Raw genomic sequence first — 20,671 nt, forward strand, 5'->3', positions numbered from 1 at the left:
TTATTGACCAAAATCTTACATTAAAGATGAAAACAACGAAAAGTAGGTGAGTGAATGATCCAAATTACAGATTTTAACAGCGGATTACAAAAATTAAACCAAGAAAAATTAGCGATTGCCTATATCTCTCAGCCTGGCTGTAGCGTTTGCGTGGCGGTAAAACCGCAACTAGAAGCTCGTTTTGCCAAAGATGTCCCAATTTACCATTTTGATGGGAGTAAATTTCCTGAAGTTGCCGGTCATTTTCAAGCTCTGACAGCACCTCTAGTCGTTTTATTAAGTCATGGCAAAGAATTAACCCGTTCAGCTCGTTTCATCGATTACCCTGCCTTGACAAAAATCATCGCAGAATTTTCTGATGAAAAACCTGATTATGCTGAACTTTTTCGCTAATAACTTTATAAACTCCCTTAGTTTCTGCGTAATCAGAGGCTATTTAAAATTTTTAGCCTTTCCTGCTAATCAAAAAAAGAAAGACCTAAGCAGATATAGCGTCACTAAAAAGTTTAACTTTTTAATGATGCTATACCTACTTGGTCTTTCTTTTTTATTTTTCGTCTTGTGAATGTAAGAAATAAATCAATGTTTGTAATTCATTAGTTAAGTCAACGTTTTGAATTAAGACGCTCTTAGGTGCGCTAAGACGAGCTGGAGTAAAGTTCAAAATACCTTTGATTCCAGCCGCAACAAGTTCATCTACGATTCCTTGTGCAAATTCTGCTGGTACCGTCAAAATGGCGATATCAATTTCTTGAATTTTAATTTGCTCGACCATGTCCCGCATTGCATAAACAGGAACCCCGTCAATGATGCGACCAGTAATTTCTTCATCTGCGTCAAAAGCTGCGCTAACGCGGATACTATTACTTTGGTGGAATTTATATTTTAATAGGGCTGTCCCTAAATTACCAACACCGACTAAAGCAACGTTAGTCATATGATCTTCGTTTAATGTTTTAGCAAAGAAATTCATCAATGCCTCCACATCATAACCATAACCTCTTTTGCCAAGCTCACCAAAATACGAAAAGTCGCGACGGATAGTGGCACTATCGACTTGTACGGCTTCGCTAAGTTCAGTTGAAGAAACCTTTTGTTTTCCAGCATTATTTAAAATCCGCAAATAGCGGTAGTATAAGGGCAAACGCTTTGCTGTTGCCTTAGGGATATGATGATCTTTCAACGTGTACGCCTCCATTTGTGAATTTTTCACGTAATTTACTGACAAATCATAACAGGACGTACCAGCAAATGCAATTTCTCTGCTCACAAATTTGTGAATTTTTATTTTTGCTTTCTCCTGTAATATACACTAGTAGGAAAATTATGATAGACTACAACTGATACGCTGAATTTTTTTGCTAATTTTTTTAGCTTTATTTTAAAATTTGTGAAAAAACAGTCAGATGACATATTTCATTCAAAGGAAGATTATCCATGATATTATTACAAGCAAATCAAATTGCCCGCCTTTTTGGCGCAGAAGTCTTATTTCGCAATATTCATTTAGAGATTGCTACAAAAGCACGCATTGGACTGGTGGGGCGTAATGGGGCCGGCAAATCCACTTTATTAAAAATCATCGCCGGCATTGAAGCCCCCGATGAAGGAACAATCGCTAAAAATAAAACTGCAACCTTAGGATATCTAGCCCAAGATACCGGCTTAACTTCTGAGGCAACAATTTGGGATGAAATGCTGACCGCTTTTGAAAAGGTCCGACAAATGGAACAGCGGATGCGAACTTTAGAAGTCAAAATTTCAGAAAGCAATCCTAGTGGTAGTGATTATGAAAGTACCTTAAAAGAGTACGATAAATTACAACACGATTTTGCTGATAGTAACGGCTACGGTTATGAAAATGAAATCCGCTCTGTTTTACACGGTTTTCAATTTGATGAAAGCTTTTATCAGCAAAAAATTAACAACCTTTCTGGTGGCCAAAAAACGCGACTGGCTTTAGCCCGCATGCTTTTGCAAAAACCAGATATTTTAATATTAGATGAACCTACTAACCACTTAGATATAGAAACGTTAAGCTGGCTAGAAAACTATTTACAAAACTATAGCGGTGCCTTACTGATTGTTTCTCACGACCGTTACTTTTTAGATAAAGTAACCAATGAAATTTACGAGTTGAGTCGTCATAAAATGACTCACTACAAAGGCAATTACAGTCGCTATTTGGATTTAAAAGCCGCACAATTAGCCAGTGAATGGAAAGCCTATGAAAAGCAACAACAAGAAATTAATAAGCTAGAAGATTTTGTTGCGCGAAATTTAGTCCGCGCCTCGACAACCAAAAGAGCCCAAAGTCGCCGCAAACAACTGGAAAAAATGGAACGGCTAGATCGACCTCAAGGTGCAGAAAAATCAGCACATTTTCTTTTCCATATTGATAAAGTGTCTGGTAATGTCGTTTTACAATTAAACGATGGGGCAATTGGCTACAGCCCCACTGATATTTTAGCCCAACCTGTGGACTTAGATATTCGCCGACAAGACGCCATTGCTTTAGTCGGACCAAACGGCATCGGCAAGTCTACGTTATTAAAATCCTTAATCGGACAGCTTCCGTTTATCCGCGGTGAAGCCCAATTAGGGGCGAATGTTTCCATTGGCTATTACGATCAAGGCCAAGCAGACTTAAATAGCAATAAAACGATTCTACAAGAATTATGGGATGAACATCCTACTACCCCAGAATTAGAAATTCGCAATGTCTTAGGGAGCTTCTTGTTTTCTGGTGAAGATGTGGATAAGCCAATTAATTTATTAAGTGGTGGTGAAAAGGCACGTGTCGCATTAGCAAAACTGGCAATGGATGAAGAAAACTTTTTAATCTTAGATGAACCTACTAACCACTTGGATATTGATAACAAAGAGGTCTTAGAAAATGCCTTGATCGACTACGAAGGAACTTTGCTTTTTGTTTCCCATGACCGTTACTTCATCAACCGAATCGCCACCAAAGTCATCGAACTGTCCCCAGAAGGCAGTCGGTTATTTTTAGGTGATTACGATTATTATCTTGAAAAGAAAAAAGAAGAAGAAGAAATTGCCGCCCTACTCGCTGCGGAAAACAATGACACACCCGTTGTTATCTCCGCTGGTAAAGAAAACTTCCAAAAAAGTAAAGAACAACAAAAACTTCTCCGCAGCCTACAACGTAAAGTAGGCGATGTGGAACAAAAGATGAGTGAGACAGACGAAATAATCGACCAACTAGAAGCCGAAATGGTAAAACCAGAAATTTTAGCTGATCATCTGCAACTACAAGAATTAAATGAAAAATTAGAGGTTGCCCGTAGTAAACAAAACGAGCTGTTAGAAAAATGGGAAGAATTAAGCCTGGAATTAGAAGAATACGAATAAAAGGTTGCCACTAAACGTGATCAGCTTTTTACAAATAAGAGCAGAATTGTTGGAAATCCTTCTTCATATTTTTGAAAACTTGTCTTAAAGTAATTTATTCATGTGAAAATTTTATACTTTCTGCCCATAAAAAATGTCTAGCACAAAAGTCAATCTGACAATTGCGCTAGACATTTTTAATTTACGGCATAATAGGCTCTAATTTTATCGCGTTTGTATTCTTTGATTATTTTTAGCGCCCGTTTACGGGTTTTAATATTGGGGCTTTTCAGCCTGCGATAGGCACTCGCCAAATCTGTTTTTTCCATCATCTTCCTCCTTATTTTTTTAAGCTTAAAAAAACTTAATTTGCTGTCTATTTCACTTCTGTAAATATCACTTTTTGACGTAACTGAGGTGAATATTTTTTTAGCGTTAAGCGTTCGGGGCTGTTACGTTTATTTTTACTCGTTAGATATAAACGTTCTTTTGTTATCGGCGACTCTAAGATAATATTTTGACGCATTTTTTAACCTCCTAGCGCTCTTCTAGATACATTTGTAGCTGCAAAGTTTCATCATAGTCAAAAACGTTGGCAGCTAATGCTTGTAACAATTCATTTTTAAAATCCAAAGTTATTTCCCAAAAACCATCAATTTGTTGGAATAAGTCTGCATCATAGTTTATAAAAATAGGATACAAAGCTAAGAAATCCTCAAAACTCAAATCTTTTTCTTCGTAAAAATCTTTAATCATGCCATTTTCCAACGCACTTTCAGTTGGCATGCCAGTTTGGGTAATCAAGCCAGCAGCCACCATATCTTTATAAATTTGACTTTTTTCAAGTAGAATCCCGTTTTTTTCCTGTTGATAATTAAAGCAGTCTTCCACTAAAGGCGGATAAATAATTTGCAAACTTCTCCCTCCTTTATTTTTCCTCTGCCACATTGCGCCCTTTGTAATATCCTTTTAAAGAAACGCGATGAGAACGTCTGTAATCTCCCGTAGCAGCATCAAAAGAAATTTCTGGTCGTTTCAAATTTTGATGGGTTCGTCTAAGCCGTTTTTTCATTTTTGATGTTTTTCGTGCAGGTACTGCCATTTTTCATTCCTCCAAATCACGTGTTTATTTCTTACCAGCTAGCCTTTTTCACGCCCGGAATTAACCCTTTGTGGGCTAATTGGCGGAAATTGATACGGGACATCCCAAATTTACGCATATACGCCCGGGGACGACCATCGATTTGATCGCGGAATTTCAAGCGATTGGGATTGGAGTCTTTTGGTAGTTTGGCTAAAGCAACGCTAAAGCAACATAGTCTTTTGCTGCTTTTAATTTCCCACGTTGCACGGCGTATTTTTCGATTAAAGCTTCTTGTCTTTTTGCTTTTGCAATTTTTGATTTTTTTGCCATTTGTCTTACCTCTTTTCGTTTTTCATTATATAAATCGTAATCGTTTCGTTTTGAACTCCATTACATTACCAACTTAAAAAAAATTTGTCAACACTTAAATAACATGAGTTTCAATTCAGATGAATCACCTATCATCTTTTGTACTGACTAAGTCGCTCATTTTATTTGAAAGTATCTTTTTTTAATGACGCTTTCAAACGACTGATAAAATTTAAGGTTTGGTAAATCAGACCCATGACCGATATCTTTTTTTAAAATTTTGCTTTAGAGTAAACCCAGTATGAATCAAAAGCGAGGTGTTTTCATGGCAAAAAAGAAATCCCGCCAACCCCAAATAATTTTTATCGGTTTTTGCATGCTTATTTTAGGTGTAATTTGGCTTTTTTTTATAAACCCTACGCAGGATACTCCATTACAAAGTGCAAGCATTAGTCAAGAGGAGTATAGTCAACAAGCCAATCATACTTTAAAAGGAAATCAGATCCCCACACCTTTGATTTTACAGACAGACGAACGTTGGGCTAATGATACCTATGGTAGTGGCGATAACAATACACTAGCCCAAAACGGCTGTGCAATTTTATCTTTGACAATGGTGCTTTCTTATTTTGAAGGAAAAGAAGCCGTCCCCCAAGATATTTTAAATTGGGCCCAAAATAATTATTTTGTTGCCGGACAAGGAACTGCTTGGCAAATTTTTAGTGATTTTGCTCATCACTACCAACTGCAATATCATGATTTAGGTACTGATTTTCAAAGTGTGCAACACTACTTGCGGCAAAAAATCCCCGTTGTCGTCTCTGTCAAACCGGGTCGTTTTACCGATGTGGGACATATTATGGTACTTGGAGCAGAAGCTGACAATCAAATTTTAGTTTTAGACCCTAATGATACGCCCGCAAAAGCAACTTACAAAGAATTATTTCATCCCCAAGATTTAACAAGTGAGGCTGTCCATTATTGGACTTTCACCAAAAGCTAGGCTTTTCTTACTGTCTTAATGAGTATAAAAAATAGCCGCTAGCAGTTTAATTGACTTGCTAGCGGCTATTATTTTAGAGCTTTTATTTTTTTAACATTTTTTCAATCCGATCTAATTGATTCTGTAATAAAATAATTTCCTTTTTCAACTCAGCCAATTCACTATCCTCTTCCACTTGTCGCATGGCTTCGTTTTTATGGCTGAAATAAGAGGTGATTGTTGAGGTCAAGATCCCGATAAAACCAATCCCTAATAGCATCAGAACTGCGGCAATCAATTTACCAGCATCAGTCGTAGGGGCAATGTCTCCATACCCAACTGTGGTAACTGTAACAATTGCATACCACAAAGCGTCTGCAAAAGAGCGATTTTCTGCAATAGAGAATAGTCCGGCTCCAATCACAATAATCCCTAAACTAATATAAAGGACATAAATAAAACCATTGGTATATAAAATACTGCGCTTATTGCGCGACAGCTTCCCAAATAGTCCGATAATTCGGGCAATACGATTAATACGGGCAATTTTGCCAAAATGCGCAAGTCCTAGTACTCCAAAAATGAAATTAAGGGGCAAAATCGCAATCAAATCAAAAATATTCTTTTTGAAAAAAGTTTTTTTAGCTGGATCAACAAGCAAACGCCCACAATAATCAATGGTAAATAAAATCCAAATCAAATAATCAACAACACGAAACGGATTTTCATTAATATTAATGACAGATGCAAAATCTAACAGCATCAAAATAATCCAAATAATGGATAAGGTTAAATTTAAAACGTGATATTCATGATTATACTCGTTCAATTTCTTTTGTAACTTTTTGAGCATTTCATCACCTCTTGTCTTTTCTATTCTAGCCATCGTTTTACTTTCTCACAAGAATTTTGTCGCTTTTTTCCATAATTTTGAAAAGTTTCTTTGTAATCGTTTCCCATTCCTCTATACTAGAAAGTAAGAAAAGGCCGTTTTATTTCGTATTTTGGTTATAAAATTTTGCTACACAGGATTCGTTTTGCTTTTTCGTAAGCCAAAAGTTCAAAAAATAAAGGAGTGATGTAGATGCGAATCGGAATTGCCAAAGAAATTAAAAATCATGAAAATCGGGTGGCACTACCCCCAAGTGGTGTCTTAGAGCTCGTGAAAGCTGGCCACACTGTCTTAGTAGAAAGGAAAGCTGGCTTGGGTTCTGGTATTGCTGATGTGGCGTATCAAAAAGTTGGTGCACTTTTGACTGATGCTGCTGAGGTTTGGAACTGCGACATGGTGATGAAAGTAAAAGAACCACAGCCAAGTGAGTATCAGTATTTTAGAGCAGGGCTAGTTTTATTTACTTATCTCCATTTAGCTGCCAATAAAGAATTAACACTTGAATTGATGAAAAGCGGTGTTACTGCGATTGCTTATGAGAATGTTCAATTAGCAGATGGTAGTCTACCACTACTTTCTCCGATGAGTGAAATTGCAGGTAGGATGGCCGCACAAATTGGGGCACAATATTTACAACGAACATTTGGTGGTAAGGGAATTTTACTTGCGGGTGTTCCAGGTGTCCGCCAAGGTAATGTCGTCATTATCGGTGGTGGCGTTTCAGGATATAACGCGGCACGTTTAGCACTTGGTTTGGGAGCACGAGTGACGATTTTAGATGTAAATATCAATCGTTTAAAAGAATTAGATGATATTTTTAACGGACAAGTTCAAACTCTAATTTCCAATGAACTGAATATTCGTAATTCGTTAAAAACAGCTGATTTAGTCATCGGTGCTGTCTTACTTCCTGGTCACAAAGCTCCAGTTTTGGTGACAGAAGAAATGGTAGCCGCAATGCCCAATGAATCTGTTATCGTTGACATTGCCATTGATCAAGGCGGAATTTTTGCTACTGGTAGTAAAGTAACCACTCACAAAGATCCGACTTATATTGCGTCAGGCGTTATTCATTACGCTGTTGCCAACATGCCTGGAGCTGTACCTCAAACTTCAACTCATGCCCTAAGCAATGCTACATTGCCTTACGCAAAATTATTAGCAACAACTAATTTAGAAGATTTATTACAATATAACGATGCCTTGTATCATGGGGTCAATACGTATAAAGGGCAATTAACCCTGCAGGCTGTTGCAGAAGATTTGGATTTACCCCATACAGAATTGTCCGCGCTAATTTAAAAAGGAAAAATTTGTTCTTTAGTTAATACGATTATTTATTAAAAAATGTTCTGTCAAAAAATAGCTAAGGAAAATAAAATGAGAAAAAGTAGGAATATTAGTCTTGCTGTTTCTTAACAAAATGATTGAACCCGCTGTTTTAGGCGAAACAGATTCTAGTGAGTACTATATAAAGATGATCATAAATGGTGCTCGCTATATCGTGTTAGCTTGTATATTTGCATCAATTGGTATCAAGTTCCTTTTTGATAAAGACTAGTTTAAAAGTAAAAAGCAAGTCTAGAAAGAAAAAAAGCGGAGGTAAAAGAGATGGCGATAGCAGGGATTTTATGTCTGATGCTGTTTGCGGTGTTGGCAGTTGGAATACGGCAGCCGGCAGTAGAACGTTTGGATGCCCAAGTGACAGAAAAAGTAGTCAGCCTGCGGCGTCCAGCTATAAATAAAGTGATGTTCTTTTTTACCCAGTTGGGGCGCTTTTCCGGCGTCGTGGTGGTGATGATTGCACTGGCGCTGATCCCTGGATTCTGGTGGAAAGTAGTCCGGCCGGCGGGAATTGCCTTAACGATTAGCTGGTGGCTAGCATTTGCCATGAAGCGGGGAATGAAACGACCACGACCAGAGGGAAAGCGACTAACCGAGGAGACAGACCATAGCTTTCCCAGTTTCCACGCTACCTGTTCGGCGGCGCTATACCTCAGCTTAGCATTGGGCAGCTGGGCTCTTTATCCGCAACTAGCCTTCTTATTGGTTGCAGCAGCCGTGACAATCGCCGGGCTGATTGGATTTTCCCGTATCTATTTGGGCGTCCATTTTCTGACAGATGTTCTAGGAGGCTGGCTCTTTGGTAGCGGAGTTACCCTATTAGTGTGGGCAGTACTGGCACATGTGTAGAAGATGCGCCAAAAAAATCACAACAGCTTTTTTATAAGCTATTTTTTTTCGATGTTTGATAGTGCTTTAGATCTATTTAAGCTATAGCGCTATTACCTTTTCAAAAATCCTTGTGCATTTTATTTGCGTTTTTAGTATAGTTTTTAGAAATACCGATAATGAGTTTTATCCCAGTAAATTTTAAAGCACCATAAAAAACGACCTTTGTAAGGTTAGTCTAAGAGCTAAACTTTACAAAGGTCGTTTTCTTACTTTTATTTTCCTTATCCACCAATTTGACTCATGTGTCGCCAAGTAGGTTGCCGCTCTTTTACTTTTTCTTGTTCATCTAATGCCATTTGATGATTTTCTGGCTTATCGTTTAAAGCCGTAACCACAGCTGCTTCAAAAGCTGCCGCGTCATCTAGTTTGTTACGCAAATTAATTTCATCTGCCCAATAAAGGCAAGATTTTAAACAACCATCTGCTGTAACTCGCAGGCGATTGCAACTTTCACAAAATTGACAACTTACAGGGTGGATTAAACCAAAAGATCCCTTTGCGCCTTTAATTTGATAATTCTCTGAAGGGCCATTACCGGACAATGTCATTTTTTCATATGCCCAACCTTCAGTCTGACAAATTGTAAAGACTTCTTTTACCCCGGCATAGCCTTGCGTCCAATTCTTTTTTTGACTGGCAATTGGCATAAATTCAATAAAGCGTACATTAACCGGCTGAGTTATCGTATAACGCAAAAAATCCCTTAATTCCGTTTGATTCTGTCCATTTATGACAACTGTATTTAGTTTAATAGCTTTAAAGCCTTGCTGACTAGCAGCAGCAATTCCTGCAAGCACTTTTTCTAATTTGCCACCCCGCGTCATCTGGTGATACTTTTTAGCATCAAAAGTATCTAAACTGATATTTAACCGATCAACCCCTGCTTTTTTTAAATCAGCAGCCATTCTTGGTAAAGCCAGCCCATTTGTCGTCACTGATAAATCTTCAATCTCGTCAATTGCCTTAATTCCTGCCGCAATTTCCAGTATATCTTTGCGTAATAAAGGCTCGCCACCCGTTAAACGCACTTTTTTGATGCCCATTTTAGCGAAGTGTTTTACTAAAGTAATAATTTCAGTAGCGCTTAAAACTTTTTCGTGGGGAAAAAATGGTAGCCCTTCTTCTGGCATACAGTATACACAACGTAAATTGCAGCGGTCCGTAATCGAAAGACGTAAATAATCATGCTGGCGGCCAAAACGATCCTGTAAAGTTTTTTCTTGTTTTTTTATAAGCATTGCATTTGTCATGTTAACCTCCACTTACAGGTGGAATTAACGCTACTTCATCTGTCTTAGTCAAAGAGATTGTTTCATCTTGCACAAAATTTTGGTTTACTGCCACGCTACAAGTTTCAATTTCAGCAGCATAATTCGGGTAAGTCTTGGCTACAATTGCCAATAAATCTTCTTTTTTTATTTCTGTTGGTAGTGCTACGCTAATTTCCGGCGCAATCGCTTCAGCCAAATAAGCAAATAATTTAATGGGTATCATTGGCTTAAACCTCCCCAGCGGACTTTATCTGTATCGTATTCTTTTTTCCAAATTGGAACATTTCTTTTCAAATGATCAATTAAGTATTCACAGCCTACAAAAGCATCTTTACGGTGGGGACAAGCCACCCCGATAAATACCGCTTCTTCGCCAATTTTCAATTCTCCTAAACGGTGAACCAAAACGACTTTTGCGCCTTTTGCTTCGACTTTAGTCGCTAAATTTAAAAGCTCTTTTTCTGCCATTTCTTCATAGGCTGTATAGCCGATCCCTTTTGTTTGGATTGCACCGGTCCACTCGCGAATGACACCCGCAAAAGTAACGATGCCACCATATCGGGGATCTTTTAATTGATTATAATAAAAGGCAACATCAATTGGTTCTGTCTGTAATTTAACAAGCGCCATAACGTTTCCTCGCTTTCTAATTTGTGAGATACTGAACGTATTGTAATGCTTTCTGATAAAAAAAGAAATAAGTGCACTCCCCAATTCCCTTTTTTTTATTCTTATGTTATGTTAACGTGAGAATTTTTGTCTTTTTAGCTACTACTATCGCTATTTTTTAAGGAGGTTGTCATGGAACGATACGATCGTCAAATCCGAGTCAAAAAAATTGGCCCCTGCGGCCAAGAAAAAATTGCCCTAGTCCACGTTTTAATCGTTGGCTGCGGAGCACTTGGCAGTTATACAGCAGAACAGCTGCTGCGCATGGGGATTAAAAAAATGACTTTACTGGATTTTGACTATGTGGAGTTAAGTAATTTACAACGGCAAACCCTTTTTACCGAAGCTGATGCCACAAATAACGTTGCCAAAGTCGAAGCTGCAAAAAATGCTTTAAGTAAAATTGATAGCAGTGCGAAGATTTTTGCTTATAAAGAAAGTTTCAGCGATTACATTTTGCAAGAAGAAAGTTGCCCTGATTTAATCTTAGATTGCTCTGATAACTATCAGGTTCGTGAAGAAATCAATAACTATTGTCACTACTATAAAATTCCTTTTGTTTTTGCTGCGCTGGCGGCCACAAGTGGTCAGGTGATGGCTATAAATCCTGTCGATGCCCCTTGTTTAGGTTGTGCATTGCCACAATTAGACGCTCTTATTCAAAAAGATTGTGATTTATTAGGCGTCATAACACCTTTAGTGCCAATGATTAGTAGTTACCAGGTCAGTCTGGCTTTAAAAATCATCACAAATCCAAAAGAAGTTATCTGGGATGAAATGCTTTATATCGATGCTTGGTCTTACCAGTTACAAAATTTTAAAGTAAAAAAACAAGCTCATTGTAAATACTGCCAAAAAACAGAATTAAAAAACGCTCCACAAAATTTTACGATAAAAAAAATGTGCGGTCAAAATGTCTTTTCCACTCAAATACCCGCAGCTACTTTCTTTCTAATTGATCACTTTTGTCAAAAACAGCAGTTGCCATTAAAGAAAAATCCATTAGCTGCTCGCTTTACTTGGGATGCCTATGAGTTCACCTTATTTCCCAACGGCCGTCTTTATTTTTATGGCTTTACCACTAGCAAGTCGATTCAACCGTATTTAGACAATCTTGTAAAAGGAGCTTTAATTGTCCATGAAAGTTAATGTAAGTATCCTTACCGTTAGCGATACCCGTAGTCTTGCAGATGATTTTTCCGGCCAGCTGATTTTTGAATTGTTAACAAAAAAGAATTTCAATCCATCCCGACATATTATCGTTAAAGATGATTGCGCTGCAATTACCCATGGGGTCGGCTCACTGGTGACTAATAGCGACGCAATTATTTTAAATGGCGGTACCGGTATCGCCAAACGTGATGTCACCTTTGAAGCCATCACACCACTTCTAGTGCAGGAAATACCGGGCTTTGGGGAATTATTTCGTTATCTTAGCTTTAAAGAAATTGGCAGCCACGCCCTTGCTTCTCGCGCTTTAGCGGGTTTTACCCAAGATGATACTTTGCTTTTTTGTTTACCTGGTTCCACGAAGGCTTGTCAGTTAGGCATGGAAAAACTCATCTTACCAGAATTAGTCCATCTATTAAAAGAGCGCCGAAAATAAGCGCTACTCATTTTTTATGATGAATAAAAAACACCCCAAATGAACCGCAACTTGTACTTTTTACGTTGCATTGTCCATTTGGGATTATTTATTTCTTCTTTAAAAAACTAAGTGTTGCTTATTGCTTGGTGTAATGCCCACTTTTACCACCAATTTTTTCTACCAAGTGACAGTCAGTAATCACCATGCTCTTATCCATTGCTTTACACATGTCGTAAACTGTTAATGCTGTAATTTGACACGCCGTTAATGCTTCCATCTCTACACCTGTCTGCCCATTTACTTTGACTGTTGCCTGAATAGTCAACGTATCAACTTCATTATCGGTAAATAATATATCCACGCCACTTAGAAGTAGCAAATGACACATCGGAATTAATTCACTCGTTTTTTTAGCTGCCATAATACCTGCTACTTGGGCAACAGCTAACACATCCCCTTTTTTTACTTGGCCTGCTTTAATCCGTTGTAACGTCTCTTGGGTCATTTTTACTGTCGCTTGTGCCGTTGCCATCCGGTAATTTACCTTTTTGTCGGTGACATCTACCATTTTTGCCCGCTCTTGTTCATTGAAATGCGTTAATTCATTGTTCATTTGTCTTTGCTCCTGTTCTTTGACCCAGTTTTCAAACCAAGTCTGGCTTTTCTCCTTAGAGGTTAAATCTATTAATTTTGCACCTCTATTTTCAGGAAAAATCGTCCCCACATAATCAAAGGGACCAAATTTTGAAAAATCAGCAACTTCATCTTGTGGACGCAACAACAATAATTTGGGATATTTTTCCCATTTGAAGCCCTCTATTAAAACCAAATCTGTTTGTGGTCGAACAAAATCATTGATTTCAGTCGCTAACAAAACTTTTTTTTCAGGCTGACGTACTTCATGCAAAAAAAAACCACCGTCTTGCTGCATTCCTACTTGATCTGCTCCCGCCTCACTAAAGCGCGCCGTATCTGTACCTGCTACATCCATTGCCACACTATGATGGGTATGTTTAAACGCGGCTGTTTTTAAGCCTAACTGTTGACTTGCTTGAATGAAATTTATCATGGTTGTGGTCTTGCCACTTTTTTTCTTGCCAATTATTTGTAAGGTAAGCACCAAACTTCTACCTCCGTTCCTGCAGTCACAACTGTATCATGGGGAATTTTAAAAAAGCAGGTTGTCAAATGCAAGTTTCCTAAGGCGCTGGATTGATCGCTGCCGACTAATGAGACCACTTTGCCGGTCGCAGTTTCTTCCCACGTTCCCCGTAAATAACGATCAAAACTATTTGGCTTTTGATAATCATGCGCCAATTTCATCTTCGTAATTTTAATTTCAGTGGAATTTCCTTGCATATTTTGCAATAAACTCTCAAATAATAAATAAAAGCCAGTAAAACAAGCTCCTGGATTACCTGAAAGTGCCATGACTAGCGTTTTTTCATAGACAAACGCCGTAGTGGGACTACCTGGTCGCATGGCAAGTTTATTAAACAATAGTTGCCCACTTTCTTTGGCCGCAACTGCTAGGAAATCAAAATCCCCCACGGAAACACCACCGGTAGTCAAAATTAGATCGGCTTTTTTAGCTAAGTCGTCTAGCTTTTCTTCAAGACTTTTTATATCATCAGCAATTTGCCCACAATAGACGACTTTTCCACCATTTTCTTTTACTAAGGCTTCCAATAAAGGCCCATTCGAATTGTAAATTTTTCCAGCAACAGGAGCATCTTTTGGCTGTAACAATTCTGTCCCGGTCGCTAGAATTGCTACTTTTGGCCGCTTATAAACCAAGCAAGTCGCAAAACCAAAGGCTGACATCAAACTAATTGCCCCCGCATTAATGAGCGTTCCTTTTGTCAGTAAAACTGTCCCTTTTTCAAATTCTTCTCCAATTGGGGTTATATTATCATTACGGCTACCTGCTTTGATCACAACTTTTCCGTCAGCTAACATATGGGTGTTTTCCAGCATAATAACTTTTGCAACTTCATCAGGAACTTTTGCTCCGGTCATAATTCGGATCGTTTCTTTTGGCTGTAATTTTTTTTTCAGTTCAGATCCGGCTGGCACTTCAGCAGCAAGTGTTAAGGTAATCGGATAATCGTGATCATCTTCAGCTAAAATACCATAGCCATCATAACCCGAACGGCGAAAAGCCGGTTGTGGAAAAGGGGCTATTATATCTTGGGCTAAAATATATCCCAACGTTTCTTCAACTTGTTTTTCTTGTGTTATTTTTTTGGGTACCACTGCTGCTAATCTTTCTTTTGCTTGTGCCAATGTAATAACATCTCGATTTAAATACATATCTTCACCTTCACTTGCGTATTTTTTCACATATAGGGAACTCCCTAGCTGTTCTGACTTCTGCCCTATGATAAACTAACGAAGAGTTTTTGGCAAAGGGGGATTTTATGACAATTGGAATTATTTTAGCCGGTGGTCACTCCAGTCGTTTTGGTAGCGATAAGGCGTTATATTTTGATGCACTTTATAAAGAGTACTGGGTTTGTTTGGCCTATCAAAAACTTGCAGCACTGACAGATACTGTTTTTATTTGCGGCAATGCTAATAATCAGCAAGCGCTAAAAAACATATTGCCAAAATCTGCGATCGTGCTGACAGACTGTCTTCCATTTATTGACTGCGGCCCCTTAAGCGCACTTTATGCGGCGGCATGTCAAAATCAGTGTGGGACTACCAGACAAGACTATTTGATCCTCGCCGTAGATTATCCTGATATTAGCCAAGATAGTTTGTCTGCGCTTCTTTCAAAACGTAATTGCTACTTACAAGATGCTAACCAGAAGAATCACTACACGGTAGCCCATTTGTCTTTTTGTAAAGATGACCTGACGTACTTTTTAACAAAAAACAAACGAATGAAAAATTTTTTAACTTATCTTTTAGCCATCCAAATTTTTGCCGATCAAAACGTGGTAAATCAAAATACATTATAGAAATGAGCGCTTAACTTGAAAAAAATCGTCTTACTTGTTCCATTATTTCTGCTAACGTTAGGTACTGCCGGCTGCACTAAAAAAGATGCTGCACAAACACCTTCTCCGCAACCAGAAGTGACCCTTCACTATTCAGCAGCAGCGAGCTTAAAAGATGCCTTAGGTGAAATTGAAAAAAATTACGAAAAGGCCAATCCCTCCATTCATTTAGATATTGATTATGGTGGTTCTGGTGCAATTCGTGAAAAAGTTGTCGCTGGCGCCCCCATTGATGGTGTTTTATTAGCAAGTAAAGCCGATACAGATAAATTAATTGAAGCTGGCAAATTGGAAGCTGAAAATAAGTTGTTAGAAAATACTTTGGTAATCGTCAAAAACAAACAAGATGATCGCAAGAAAGCCGATCTGGCAACTATTGTAGCTGATGCCAAAAAAATCGCCATCGGTAACCCAGAAACCGTTCCAGCTGGACAATATGCAAAACAAAGCTTGGAAAAAGCTGTCTTATATAATGCCGTCAAAGAGCACCTTGTTATGGCCAGTGATGTACGCCAAGTATTAGCCTATGTTGAAGCAGGCAATGCAGAGGTTGGTTTTGTCTACAAGACAGATGCCCTTACCAGTGATAAAGTTGCCGTTTTGGCAGATGTGGAAAATGATTTGCACGAAGATATTTTATACTATACTGGCGTTGTAAAAGACAGCAAAAATAAAGCGGCAGTCACAAAATTCAATACCTACTTAGGCAAATCAGAAAGTCAAACAGTTTTAGAAAAATATGGCTTTACTATGGCGCAATAAGAATAATATACCCTTACAATTGCGCGTAACTACGAGAAAAGGAGTTGAACTATTTGCTAAGCCCACTCCTGCATTCCCTGATTGTGGCGACAGTTGCGACAATTATCGCCTTTTTAATTGCATTGCCCTTTGCCTATTGGGATGTTTATTATCCTTATCGCGGCAAAAAAATTGTCGAAATTATTTTTTTACTTCCCTTGGTCTTACCCCCAACGATTGTTGGATTTTATTTATTACAGTTATTTGGCCGTTATGGCGTTTTAGGTCAGTTATTGGAACAAGTCAATTTCTCATTAATTTTCACTTTACAAGGTGCCACTTTGGCTACTGTCATCGTGATTTTACCGTTAATATTTCAAGGATTAAAAGGAGCCTTTGCGGCCGTTCCTAAAAACTTGATTGCCGTTGCCAAAACGCTGTCAGCAAATCGGCGTGAAGTCTTGTGGCGCGTTATTTTGCCCAACTGTTGGCACAGCCTGGTTGCAAGTATTATCCTAGCTTTTTGCCGGGGCTTAGGAGAATTTGGCGCTAGTTTAATGGTCGCAGGTTTCATCGAAGGTAAAACAGATACCCTTGCTACCGCCATTTATTTTGCTGTCCAACAAGGAAATCAAAACTTAGCCTATACGTTAAGTTTTATTAACGTGGTTATCGGGATTATTTTACTGCTTTTCATTCAACTACTTACCTATTATCAAAAAAGGAGCTTTTAGATGAGTTTAAAACTGCAAATTAAAACCCAACTAACTCCTAAAAATCTGACTTTTCATTATGATTTTTTTGCTCCGGTAACGGGACTTAGCGGTCCTTCCGGCGTGGGCAAAACAACTATTTTAAACGCCATTGCCGGCCTTATTACAGCCGATGATTGCAAACTTACGTTTAACGACGTAACGTGGGAAGATACCCGTAAAAACTTTTCATTACCCACCAATCAACGAAATTTAGCCTACGTGATGCAAGATGTAGCTTTATTTCCTAATTTAAATGTCACAGAGAATATTCTATTTAGTCAAAAAACAGCTGTGAAGAAAAAACAAACACCCCCTGCTAGTGACTACTTAAGCTTTTTATCTACCCGTTTGAATATCACAAGTCTTTTAAAACAGCCCATCTACAAACTTTCCGGCGGACAAAAACAGCGAGTTGCTTTGGCACGTGCCTTGTATAGTCGCCCCCAATTATTACTGTTGGATGAACCCTTTAATGGCTTAGATGATGAAATGAGGCAAGAGGCTATCACATTAACCAAAGAGCTTTTAGCAACTGAAAAAATCCCAGCCATTATCGTTAGCCACCATCGTGATGAATTAGAAGCCATGGCTGATGAAATTGTCCGGGTAAAATAAAACTTATCCTTGTATCCTATAAAAAAACTGTTATAGTAAAATTACCTTGGCAGGGGCGTTTATGCTCACAGACACAAAGAATCTTTCTTTGTGTCTTTTTTTGCACTAATTGCCAGCAAGCGAATTTGTAAAGCCAGACATTGTTAAAACTACTACTATTCTAATTTTTTTGTAAATACTCACATTTTCTTTTGCGATAAAAAAAGAGCTGGAGATTTATCACAGCTCTTATCATCTTTATTCTATTTATTCGACAACTTCAACTTCTTCAATACTTGCTTTTGTAACAGGCTTTTTAACAGTTGCCAATACAAAGTTGTGGGTAAAGTGATACACCACATACCCAATAACTAACGTGATCAAAAATAATTTTGCACCAAAAACTTGATTGAAAAAATTCCCTGGCGCTGTATGTCCCACATTGATTAAAAAACGTGCCGTATTCAATGTCGCGATTAAGCTGATGGCCATCGGGAAAGTTAGAGCAGCAAAGGTGCCATCAAATGGTCGATTCACAAAATTTGGCAGACTTTTTAAGATATATAAGAAAATCAAACAAATTAACGCATATAAAAACGTTACAAGCATCATGTTTGGTTGTGCCGTTAAGTTAAAATAGCTAACCAAACACAGGCTAGGTGGTGCTAAAAAGATAGTTTTCATTAATTCTGTTTGGCTTGCCATGCCCAATTTCAAAATACGGATAAACATGGCCGGCACCAAAATAGCAGAAATTACAAAACCATAGCCCAATAAAGCTTTTAAAATAATCGGATTTCCATAAGCTGTTCCCACCACCACTGGGACTAAAATTCCCACGTAGGTAACAAACCAAGAAGGTAAAAATGTATTAAGATTAAATTCTCTGATTACATTGCGCCAGGTGAAAAACAAAATATGAGCTGCGTGTACTACCACTGCCACATACCACATACCAATACCCAACGTTGGCAAGTAAGGATAGATATAACTGGATAAAATTGCCGTTAACATCATTACCGCAGCGTATAAACTGCCGGGGACAACTTGTGTATATTCTTTTTTAAAGGTATCAAAATGCAATACAATTTTGCTGATTGTTAAAACCCACACGATTAGTGCAAACCACATAACAAGATGGCGGATACCACTAAAACCAATGGCATTAAAAGCATTGGCTAATGTACATAAACCTACTGTGGTAGCCACCGCGCCTACCGGTAGTTTATCAGATCCTTGAATCATTTTTTTCATAACTTCACGCTCCTATCGGCTTAATAAAAAACTATTTTCACGGAAAAATCCGCTGTGTTATTTGTTAAAAAGTGAGCAAGTAATGCTAGTAGCTTAAAGGTATGCATACTACTTTTGAATGAAGCTGAAATCATGTGACGTTTCCACATTCAAATTTCCATGATCTCAGCTTCATACTCTGATAGCATCAAACTAGAAGTATTCCGCTATTTAAAAATAACCTTATTTCTACCTAATCAGATGCTAGCTCTACACTTGTCACAGCCTTAAAGTACAATGCCCACTTAAATTTTTAATCTGTACAAAAACCAAATTCAAAGTTTTCCGTCATATTAAAGAAATCCGAATAATTAATGTCAAACACAGACTTTTCCAATTTATCAATCCGAATTTGCTCTTTGACCAATTGCGTCAAAATACCGCTGTAAGATAGATCTCCTTGAATAACTGCTCCTGTAATAATTCCATCTTTATGAATAATTTTTTTATATTGACCAGGGCTTTCCCTTATTTCAACTTGGTAAGTATCATCCGCAGGAATTGGCGAGCCTAGGGACATGGTCTGGATTTTTAAGAAAGTCATAGTTGACTTACTGGCAAAAAAGTCTGTTAATACACGTTTTTGTCCCACCATATTACTTGCGGCAATAATTCCTTCTTTAACTGCTGCGGGCCAGATTGGATTTTTTCCGGATACATCACCGGCACCATAAACATTAACAACATTTGTTTCTCCTAATGGATTAAACAACATGCCAAAACGATCCGTTTCAACGGGTGTACCTTCTAAAAATTGTACATTGGAACGAACACCTGTAGCGACAATCAATAGATCACAGGGAATTGTTGTCCCATCTGATAGGGCTAATTCTTTGACCTTGCCTGTTTCATCCATTAAAACTTCTTGAACGGCGGTATTATACCGTTGTTTCACGCCATATGCTGCAAAGGCATCCTGATATCTTTGCGAAGCTTTATGGTCCAATTGAATTGGTAATAAGCGATCACCGAACTCGACTAAAGTTAAATCCTTGCCGTAATGAAGCAGACCTTCGACTGCATCAATCCCAACAAGTCCCGCCCCCATGACAACAATGTTCTCTACTTGTGGCAATTTTTCTTTAATAAAAATGGCGTCGTCTAAATTCCGCAACCCAATTACATTAGCGGCGTCTTTAATATTTTTAACCGGTGGAAAAAATGTCGAAGCACCTGTTGCAAGTAAAACTTTATCGTACACAACTTTTTTACCATCAGATAAAGTTAATACTTGTGTACTTGTATCAATTGCAGTTAAGGAAACGCCTTTTAGCCAACGAATATTATTCTTTTCAATAAAATTGGCGTCAGTAAAATTCAATTGCGAAACATCTCGTGAACCTTCCAAATAGTGATGCAATATACAACGGGAGTGAATGGCTTCGTCTTTTGAAATCAAAGTTAAATTATCATTTGGCGCTAGCTTAGCCAATGTTTTTAAAGCATTGATCCCAGCAGCAGAAGCACCAACTACAACGTATTCCATTATTTAACCTCCTCTAGTGTAATTGCCTGCATTGGACACTTTTCTACACATTGTGGTGTCTTGCTTGGATGATCCAAACACATATCACATTTCATAATAACCTTGTGCTGCAGTCGATCGGCTTTTAATACCCCATAAGGGCAAGCCATGACACACATATAACAACTCGCACATTTGTCTTTATCATATAAAACATATCCCGTTTCGTAATCTTTATACATTGCACCTGTCATGCAAGTATACACACATTCAGGTAAATCACAGTGGCGACAAAAAATGGGAGAATTCACCCCTTCATCACTGACGACAACGCGATTACGAGGATCTTCCCCGTTGTGAGCCACAGAACAAGCGGTGACACAAGTTAAACAGCTGATACATTTATTACGATCAATCTTGATTCGTTTCATTTT

General features: G+C 38.1%; 26 protein-coding genes and 1 pseudogene. 11 read left to right on the forward strand and 16 right to left on the reverse strand.

The features are described from left to right. Positions 1 to 54: 54 nt before the first annotated feature. The gene (locus AC6R0T_RS09505; protein WP_303754623.1) at positions 55 to 393 is read left to right on the forward strand and encodes a thioredoxin family protein; all 339 of its coding nucleotides are present in this window, start codon (positions 55 to 57) and stop codon (positions 391 to 393) included. 154 nt (positions 394 to 547) lie between these two features. Here AC6R0T_RS09505 and AC6R0T_RS09510 read toward each other — a convergent pair whose 3' ends face one another. Beyond that, entirely contained in the window at positions 548 to 1,183 is a 636-nt protein-coding gene (locus tag AC6R0T_RS09510) for a redox-sensing transcriptional repressor Rex (protein ID WP_206905243.1), read from the reverse strand. 254 nt (positions 1,184 to 1,437) lie between these two features. On the opposite strand from AC6R0T_RS09510, the gene AC6R0T_RS09515 reads away from it, so the two are divergent. Beyond that, on the forward strand, positions 1,438 to 3,375 hold the full coding sequence (locus AC6R0T_RS09515; protein ID WP_206905245.1) for an ABC-F family ATP-binding cassette domain-containing protein: 1,938 nt from the start codon (positions 1,438 to 1,440) through the stop codon (positions 3,373 to 3,375). A 176-nt stretch (positions 3,376 to 3,551) separates the two neighbouring features. On the opposite strand, the gene AC6R0T_RS09520 is transcribed toward AC6R0T_RS09515, so the two are convergent. The 5 genes from AC6R0T_RS09520 to rpsN are packed head-to-tail and all read right to left on the reverse strand — an operon-like array spanning position 3,552 to position 4,691. Next, positions 3,552 to 3,683, reverse strand: a complete 132-nt coding sequence (locus AC6R0T_RS09520) for a putative metal homeostasis protein (protein WP_206905247.1) — start codon at positions 3,681 to 3,683, stop codon at positions 3,552 to 3,554. Between the two features lie 47 nt (positions 3,684 to 3,730). Continuing rightward, on the reverse strand, positions 3,731 to 3,880 hold the full coding sequence (gene rpmG, locus AC6R0T_RS09525; protein WP_206905249.1) for a 50S ribosomal protein L33: 150 nt from the start codon (positions 3,878 to 3,880) through the stop codon (positions 3,731 to 3,733). An 11-nt stretch (positions 3,881 to 3,891) separates the two neighbouring features. Next, the gene (locus AC6R0T_RS09530) at positions 3,892 to 4,269 is read right to left on the reverse strand and encodes a hypothetical protein (RefSeq protein ID WP_206905251.1); all 378 of its coding nucleotides are present in this window, start codon (positions 4,267 to 4,269) and stop codon (positions 3,892 to 3,894) included. Positions 4,270 to 4,282: 13 nt separating this feature from the next. After that, positions 4,283 to 4,456 (reverse strand): 50S ribosomal protein L32, encoded by a 174-nt coding sequence (gene rpmF / locus AC6R0T_RS09535; RefSeq protein ID WP_206905253.1) that lies wholly within the window; start codon positions 4,454 to 4,456, stop codon positions 4,283 to 4,285. 31 nt (positions 4,457 to 4,487) lie between these two features. Beyond that, positions 4,488 to 4,691 carry a 30S ribosomal protein S14 gene (rpsN, locus tag AC6R0T_RS09540; RefSeq protein ID WP_369598795.1) on the reverse strand — a complete coding sequence of 68 codons (204 nt, stop codon included), beginning with the start codon at positions 4,689 to 4,691 and terminating at the stop codon, positions 4,488 to 4,490. A gap of 357 nt (positions 4,692 to 5,048) precedes the next feature. On the opposite strand from rpsN, the gene AC6R0T_RS09545 reads away from it, so the two are divergent. Beyond that, entirely contained in the window at positions 5,049 to 5,750 is a 702-nt protein-coding gene (locus AC6R0T_RS09545) for a C39 family peptidase (protein WP_526159295.1), read from the forward strand. A gap of 82 nt (positions 5,751 to 5,832) precedes the next feature. Here AC6R0T_RS09545 and AC6R0T_RS09550 read toward each other — a convergent pair whose 3' ends face one another. Next, a complete protein-coding gene (locus AC6R0T_RS09550; RefSeq protein ID WP_242595885.1) occupies positions 5,833 to 6,615 on the reverse strand; it encodes a potassium channel family protein in 783 nt (260 codons plus the stop codon). Between the two features lie 198 nt (positions 6,616 to 6,813). Here AC6R0T_RS09550 and ald point away from each other — a divergent pair, with 198 nt between their 5' ends. Together ald and AC6R0T_RS09560 are read left to right on the forward strand one after the other, a co-directional pair. Continuing rightward, entirely contained in the window at positions 6,814 to 7,923 is a 1,110-nt protein-coding gene (ald, locus tag AC6R0T_RS09555; RefSeq protein ID WP_303754621.1) for an alanine dehydrogenase, read from the forward strand. Positions 7,924 to 8,232: 309 nt separating this feature from the next. Next, complete coding sequence (locus AC6R0T_RS09560) at positions 8,233 to 8,814, forward strand: phosphatase PAP2 family protein (RefSeq protein WP_303754620.1); 582 nt, start codon at positions 8,233 to 8,235, stop codon at positions 8,812 to 8,814. 263 nt (positions 8,815 to 9,077) lie between these two features. Here AC6R0T_RS09560 and moaA read toward each other — a convergent pair whose 3' ends face one another. Genes moaA through AC6R0T_RS09575 form a run of 3 tightly spaced genes read right to left on the reverse strand, consistent with a single transcriptional unit; the run spans position 9,078 to position 10,757 of the window. Further along, positions 9,078 to 10,106 (reverse strand): GTP 3',8-cyclase MoaA, encoded by a 1,029-nt coding sequence (gene moaA / locus AC6R0T_RS09565; protein WP_303754619.1) that lies wholly within the window; start codon positions 10,104 to 10,106, stop codon positions 9,078 to 9,080. A 1-nt stretch (position 10,107) separates the two neighbouring features. Continuing rightward, positions 10,108 to 10,350, reverse strand: coding sequence for a MoaD/ThiS family protein (locus tag AC6R0T_RS09570; protein WP_206905263.1), 243 nt, complete (start codon positions 10,348 to 10,350; stop codon positions 10,108 to 10,110). Next, the gene (locus AC6R0T_RS09575; RefSeq protein WP_206905265.1) at positions 10,347 to 10,757 is read right to left on the reverse strand and encodes a molybdenum cofactor biosynthesis protein MoaE; all 411 of its coding nucleotides are present in this window, start codon (positions 10,755 to 10,757) and stop codon (positions 10,347 to 10,349) included. The genes AC6R0T_RS09570 and AC6R0T_RS09575 overlap by 4 nt, the downstream gene beginning before the upstream one ends. A 171-nt stretch (positions 10,758 to 10,928) precedes the next feature. On the opposite strand from AC6R0T_RS09575, the gene AC6R0T_RS09580 reads away from it, so the two are divergent. Beyond that, on the forward strand, positions 10,929 to 11,945 hold the full coding sequence (locus tag AC6R0T_RS09580) for a HesA/MoeB/ThiF family protein (protein ID WP_303754618.1): 1,017 nt from the start codon (positions 10,929 to 10,931) through the stop codon (positions 11,943 to 11,945). Further along, complete coding sequence (locus AC6R0T_RS09585; RefSeq protein ID WP_303754617.1) at positions 11,935 to 12,402, forward strand: MogA/MoaB family molybdenum cofactor biosynthesis protein; 468 nt, start codon at positions 11,935 to 11,937, stop codon at positions 12,400 to 12,402. The genes AC6R0T_RS09580 and AC6R0T_RS09585 overlap by 11 nt, the downstream gene beginning before the upstream one ends. A 118-nt stretch (positions 12,403 to 12,520) precedes the next feature. Here the strand turns inward: AC6R0T_RS09585 and moaC are convergent, their stop codons facing one another. The 3 genes and pseudogenes from moaC to AC6R0T_RS09600 all read right to left on the reverse strand — a co-directional run bounded on the left by moaC (position 12,521) and on the right by AC6R0T_RS09600 (position 14,727). Then, on the reverse strand, positions 12,521 to 12,997 hold the full coding sequence (moaC, locus tag AC6R0T_RS09590; RefSeq protein ID WP_303754761.1) for a cyclic pyranopterin monophosphate synthase MoaC: 477 nt from the start codon (positions 12,995 to 12,997) through the stop codon (positions 12,521 to 12,523). A 204-nt stretch (positions 12,998 to 13,201) separates the two neighbouring features. Then, positions 13,202 to 13,453, reverse strand: a pseudogene (locus AC6R0T_RS09595) (molybdopterin-guanine dinucleotide biosynthesis protein B); the annotation flags it as partial. A gap of 32 nt (positions 13,454 to 13,485) precedes the next feature. Continuing rightward, complete coding sequence (locus tag AC6R0T_RS09600) at positions 13,486 to 14,727, reverse strand: molybdopterin molybdotransferase MoeA (RefSeq protein WP_303754616.1); 1,242 nt, start codon at positions 14,725 to 14,727, stop codon at positions 13,486 to 13,488. A gap of 77 nt (positions 14,728 to 14,804) precedes the next feature. Here AC6R0T_RS09600 and AC6R0T_RS09605 point away from each other — a divergent pair, with 77 nt between their 5' ends. The 4 genes from AC6R0T_RS09605 (at position 14,805) to AC6R0T_RS09620 (ending at position 17,500) form a co-directional block, all read left to right on the forward strand. Further along, positions 14,805 to 15,350 carry an NTP transferase domain-containing protein gene (locus tag AC6R0T_RS09605; RefSeq protein ID WP_303754615.1) on the forward strand — a complete coding sequence of 182 codons (546 nt, stop codon included), beginning with the start codon at positions 14,805 to 14,807 and terminating at the stop codon, positions 15,348 to 15,350. Between the two features lie 15 nt (positions 15,351 to 15,365). Next, a complete protein-coding gene (gene modA, locus AC6R0T_RS09610; RefSeq protein ID WP_303754614.1) occupies positions 15,366 to 16,151 on the forward strand; it encodes a molybdate ABC transporter substrate-binding protein in 786 nt (261 codons plus the stop codon). 83 nt (positions 16,152 to 16,234) lie between these two features. Next, entirely contained in the window at positions 16,235 to 16,864 is a 630-nt protein-coding gene (gene modB / locus AC6R0T_RS09615) for a molybdate ABC transporter permease subunit (RefSeq protein WP_526159299.1), read from the forward strand. Beyond that, entirely contained in the window at positions 16,865 to 17,500 is a 636-nt protein-coding gene (locus AC6R0T_RS09620; protein ID WP_206905308.1) for an ATP-binding cassette domain-containing protein, read from the forward strand. It abuts the gene before it with no gap. Between the two features lie 246 nt (positions 17,501 to 17,746). Here the strand turns inward: AC6R0T_RS09620 and AC6R0T_RS09625 are convergent, their stop codons facing one another. From AC6R0T_RS09625 to AC6R0T_RS09635, 3 genes are all read right to left on the reverse strand, one after another. Next, complete coding sequence (locus tag AC6R0T_RS09625) at positions 17,747 to 18,733, reverse strand: TDT family transporter (RefSeq protein ID WP_303754613.1); 987 nt, start codon at positions 18,731 to 18,733, stop codon at positions 17,747 to 17,749. A 292-nt stretch (positions 18,734 to 19,025) separates the two neighbouring features. Beyond that, positions 19,026 to 20,258 (reverse strand): NAD(P)/FAD-dependent oxidoreductase, encoded by a 1,233-nt coding sequence (locus tag AC6R0T_RS09630; RefSeq protein WP_303754612.1) that lies wholly within the window; start codon positions 20,256 to 20,258, stop codon positions 19,026 to 19,028. After that, entirely contained in the window at positions 20,258 to 20,668 is a 411-nt protein-coding gene (locus tag AC6R0T_RS09635) for a 4Fe-4S dicluster domain-containing protein (protein WP_206905375.1), read from the reverse strand. Before AC6R0T_RS09635 ends, AC6R0T_RS09630 begins: the two co-directional genes overlap by 1 nt. Between the last annotated feature and the right edge of the window lie 3 nt (positions 20,669 to 20,671).

Source organism: Enterococcus sp. S86.2, from assembly GCF_059834485.2.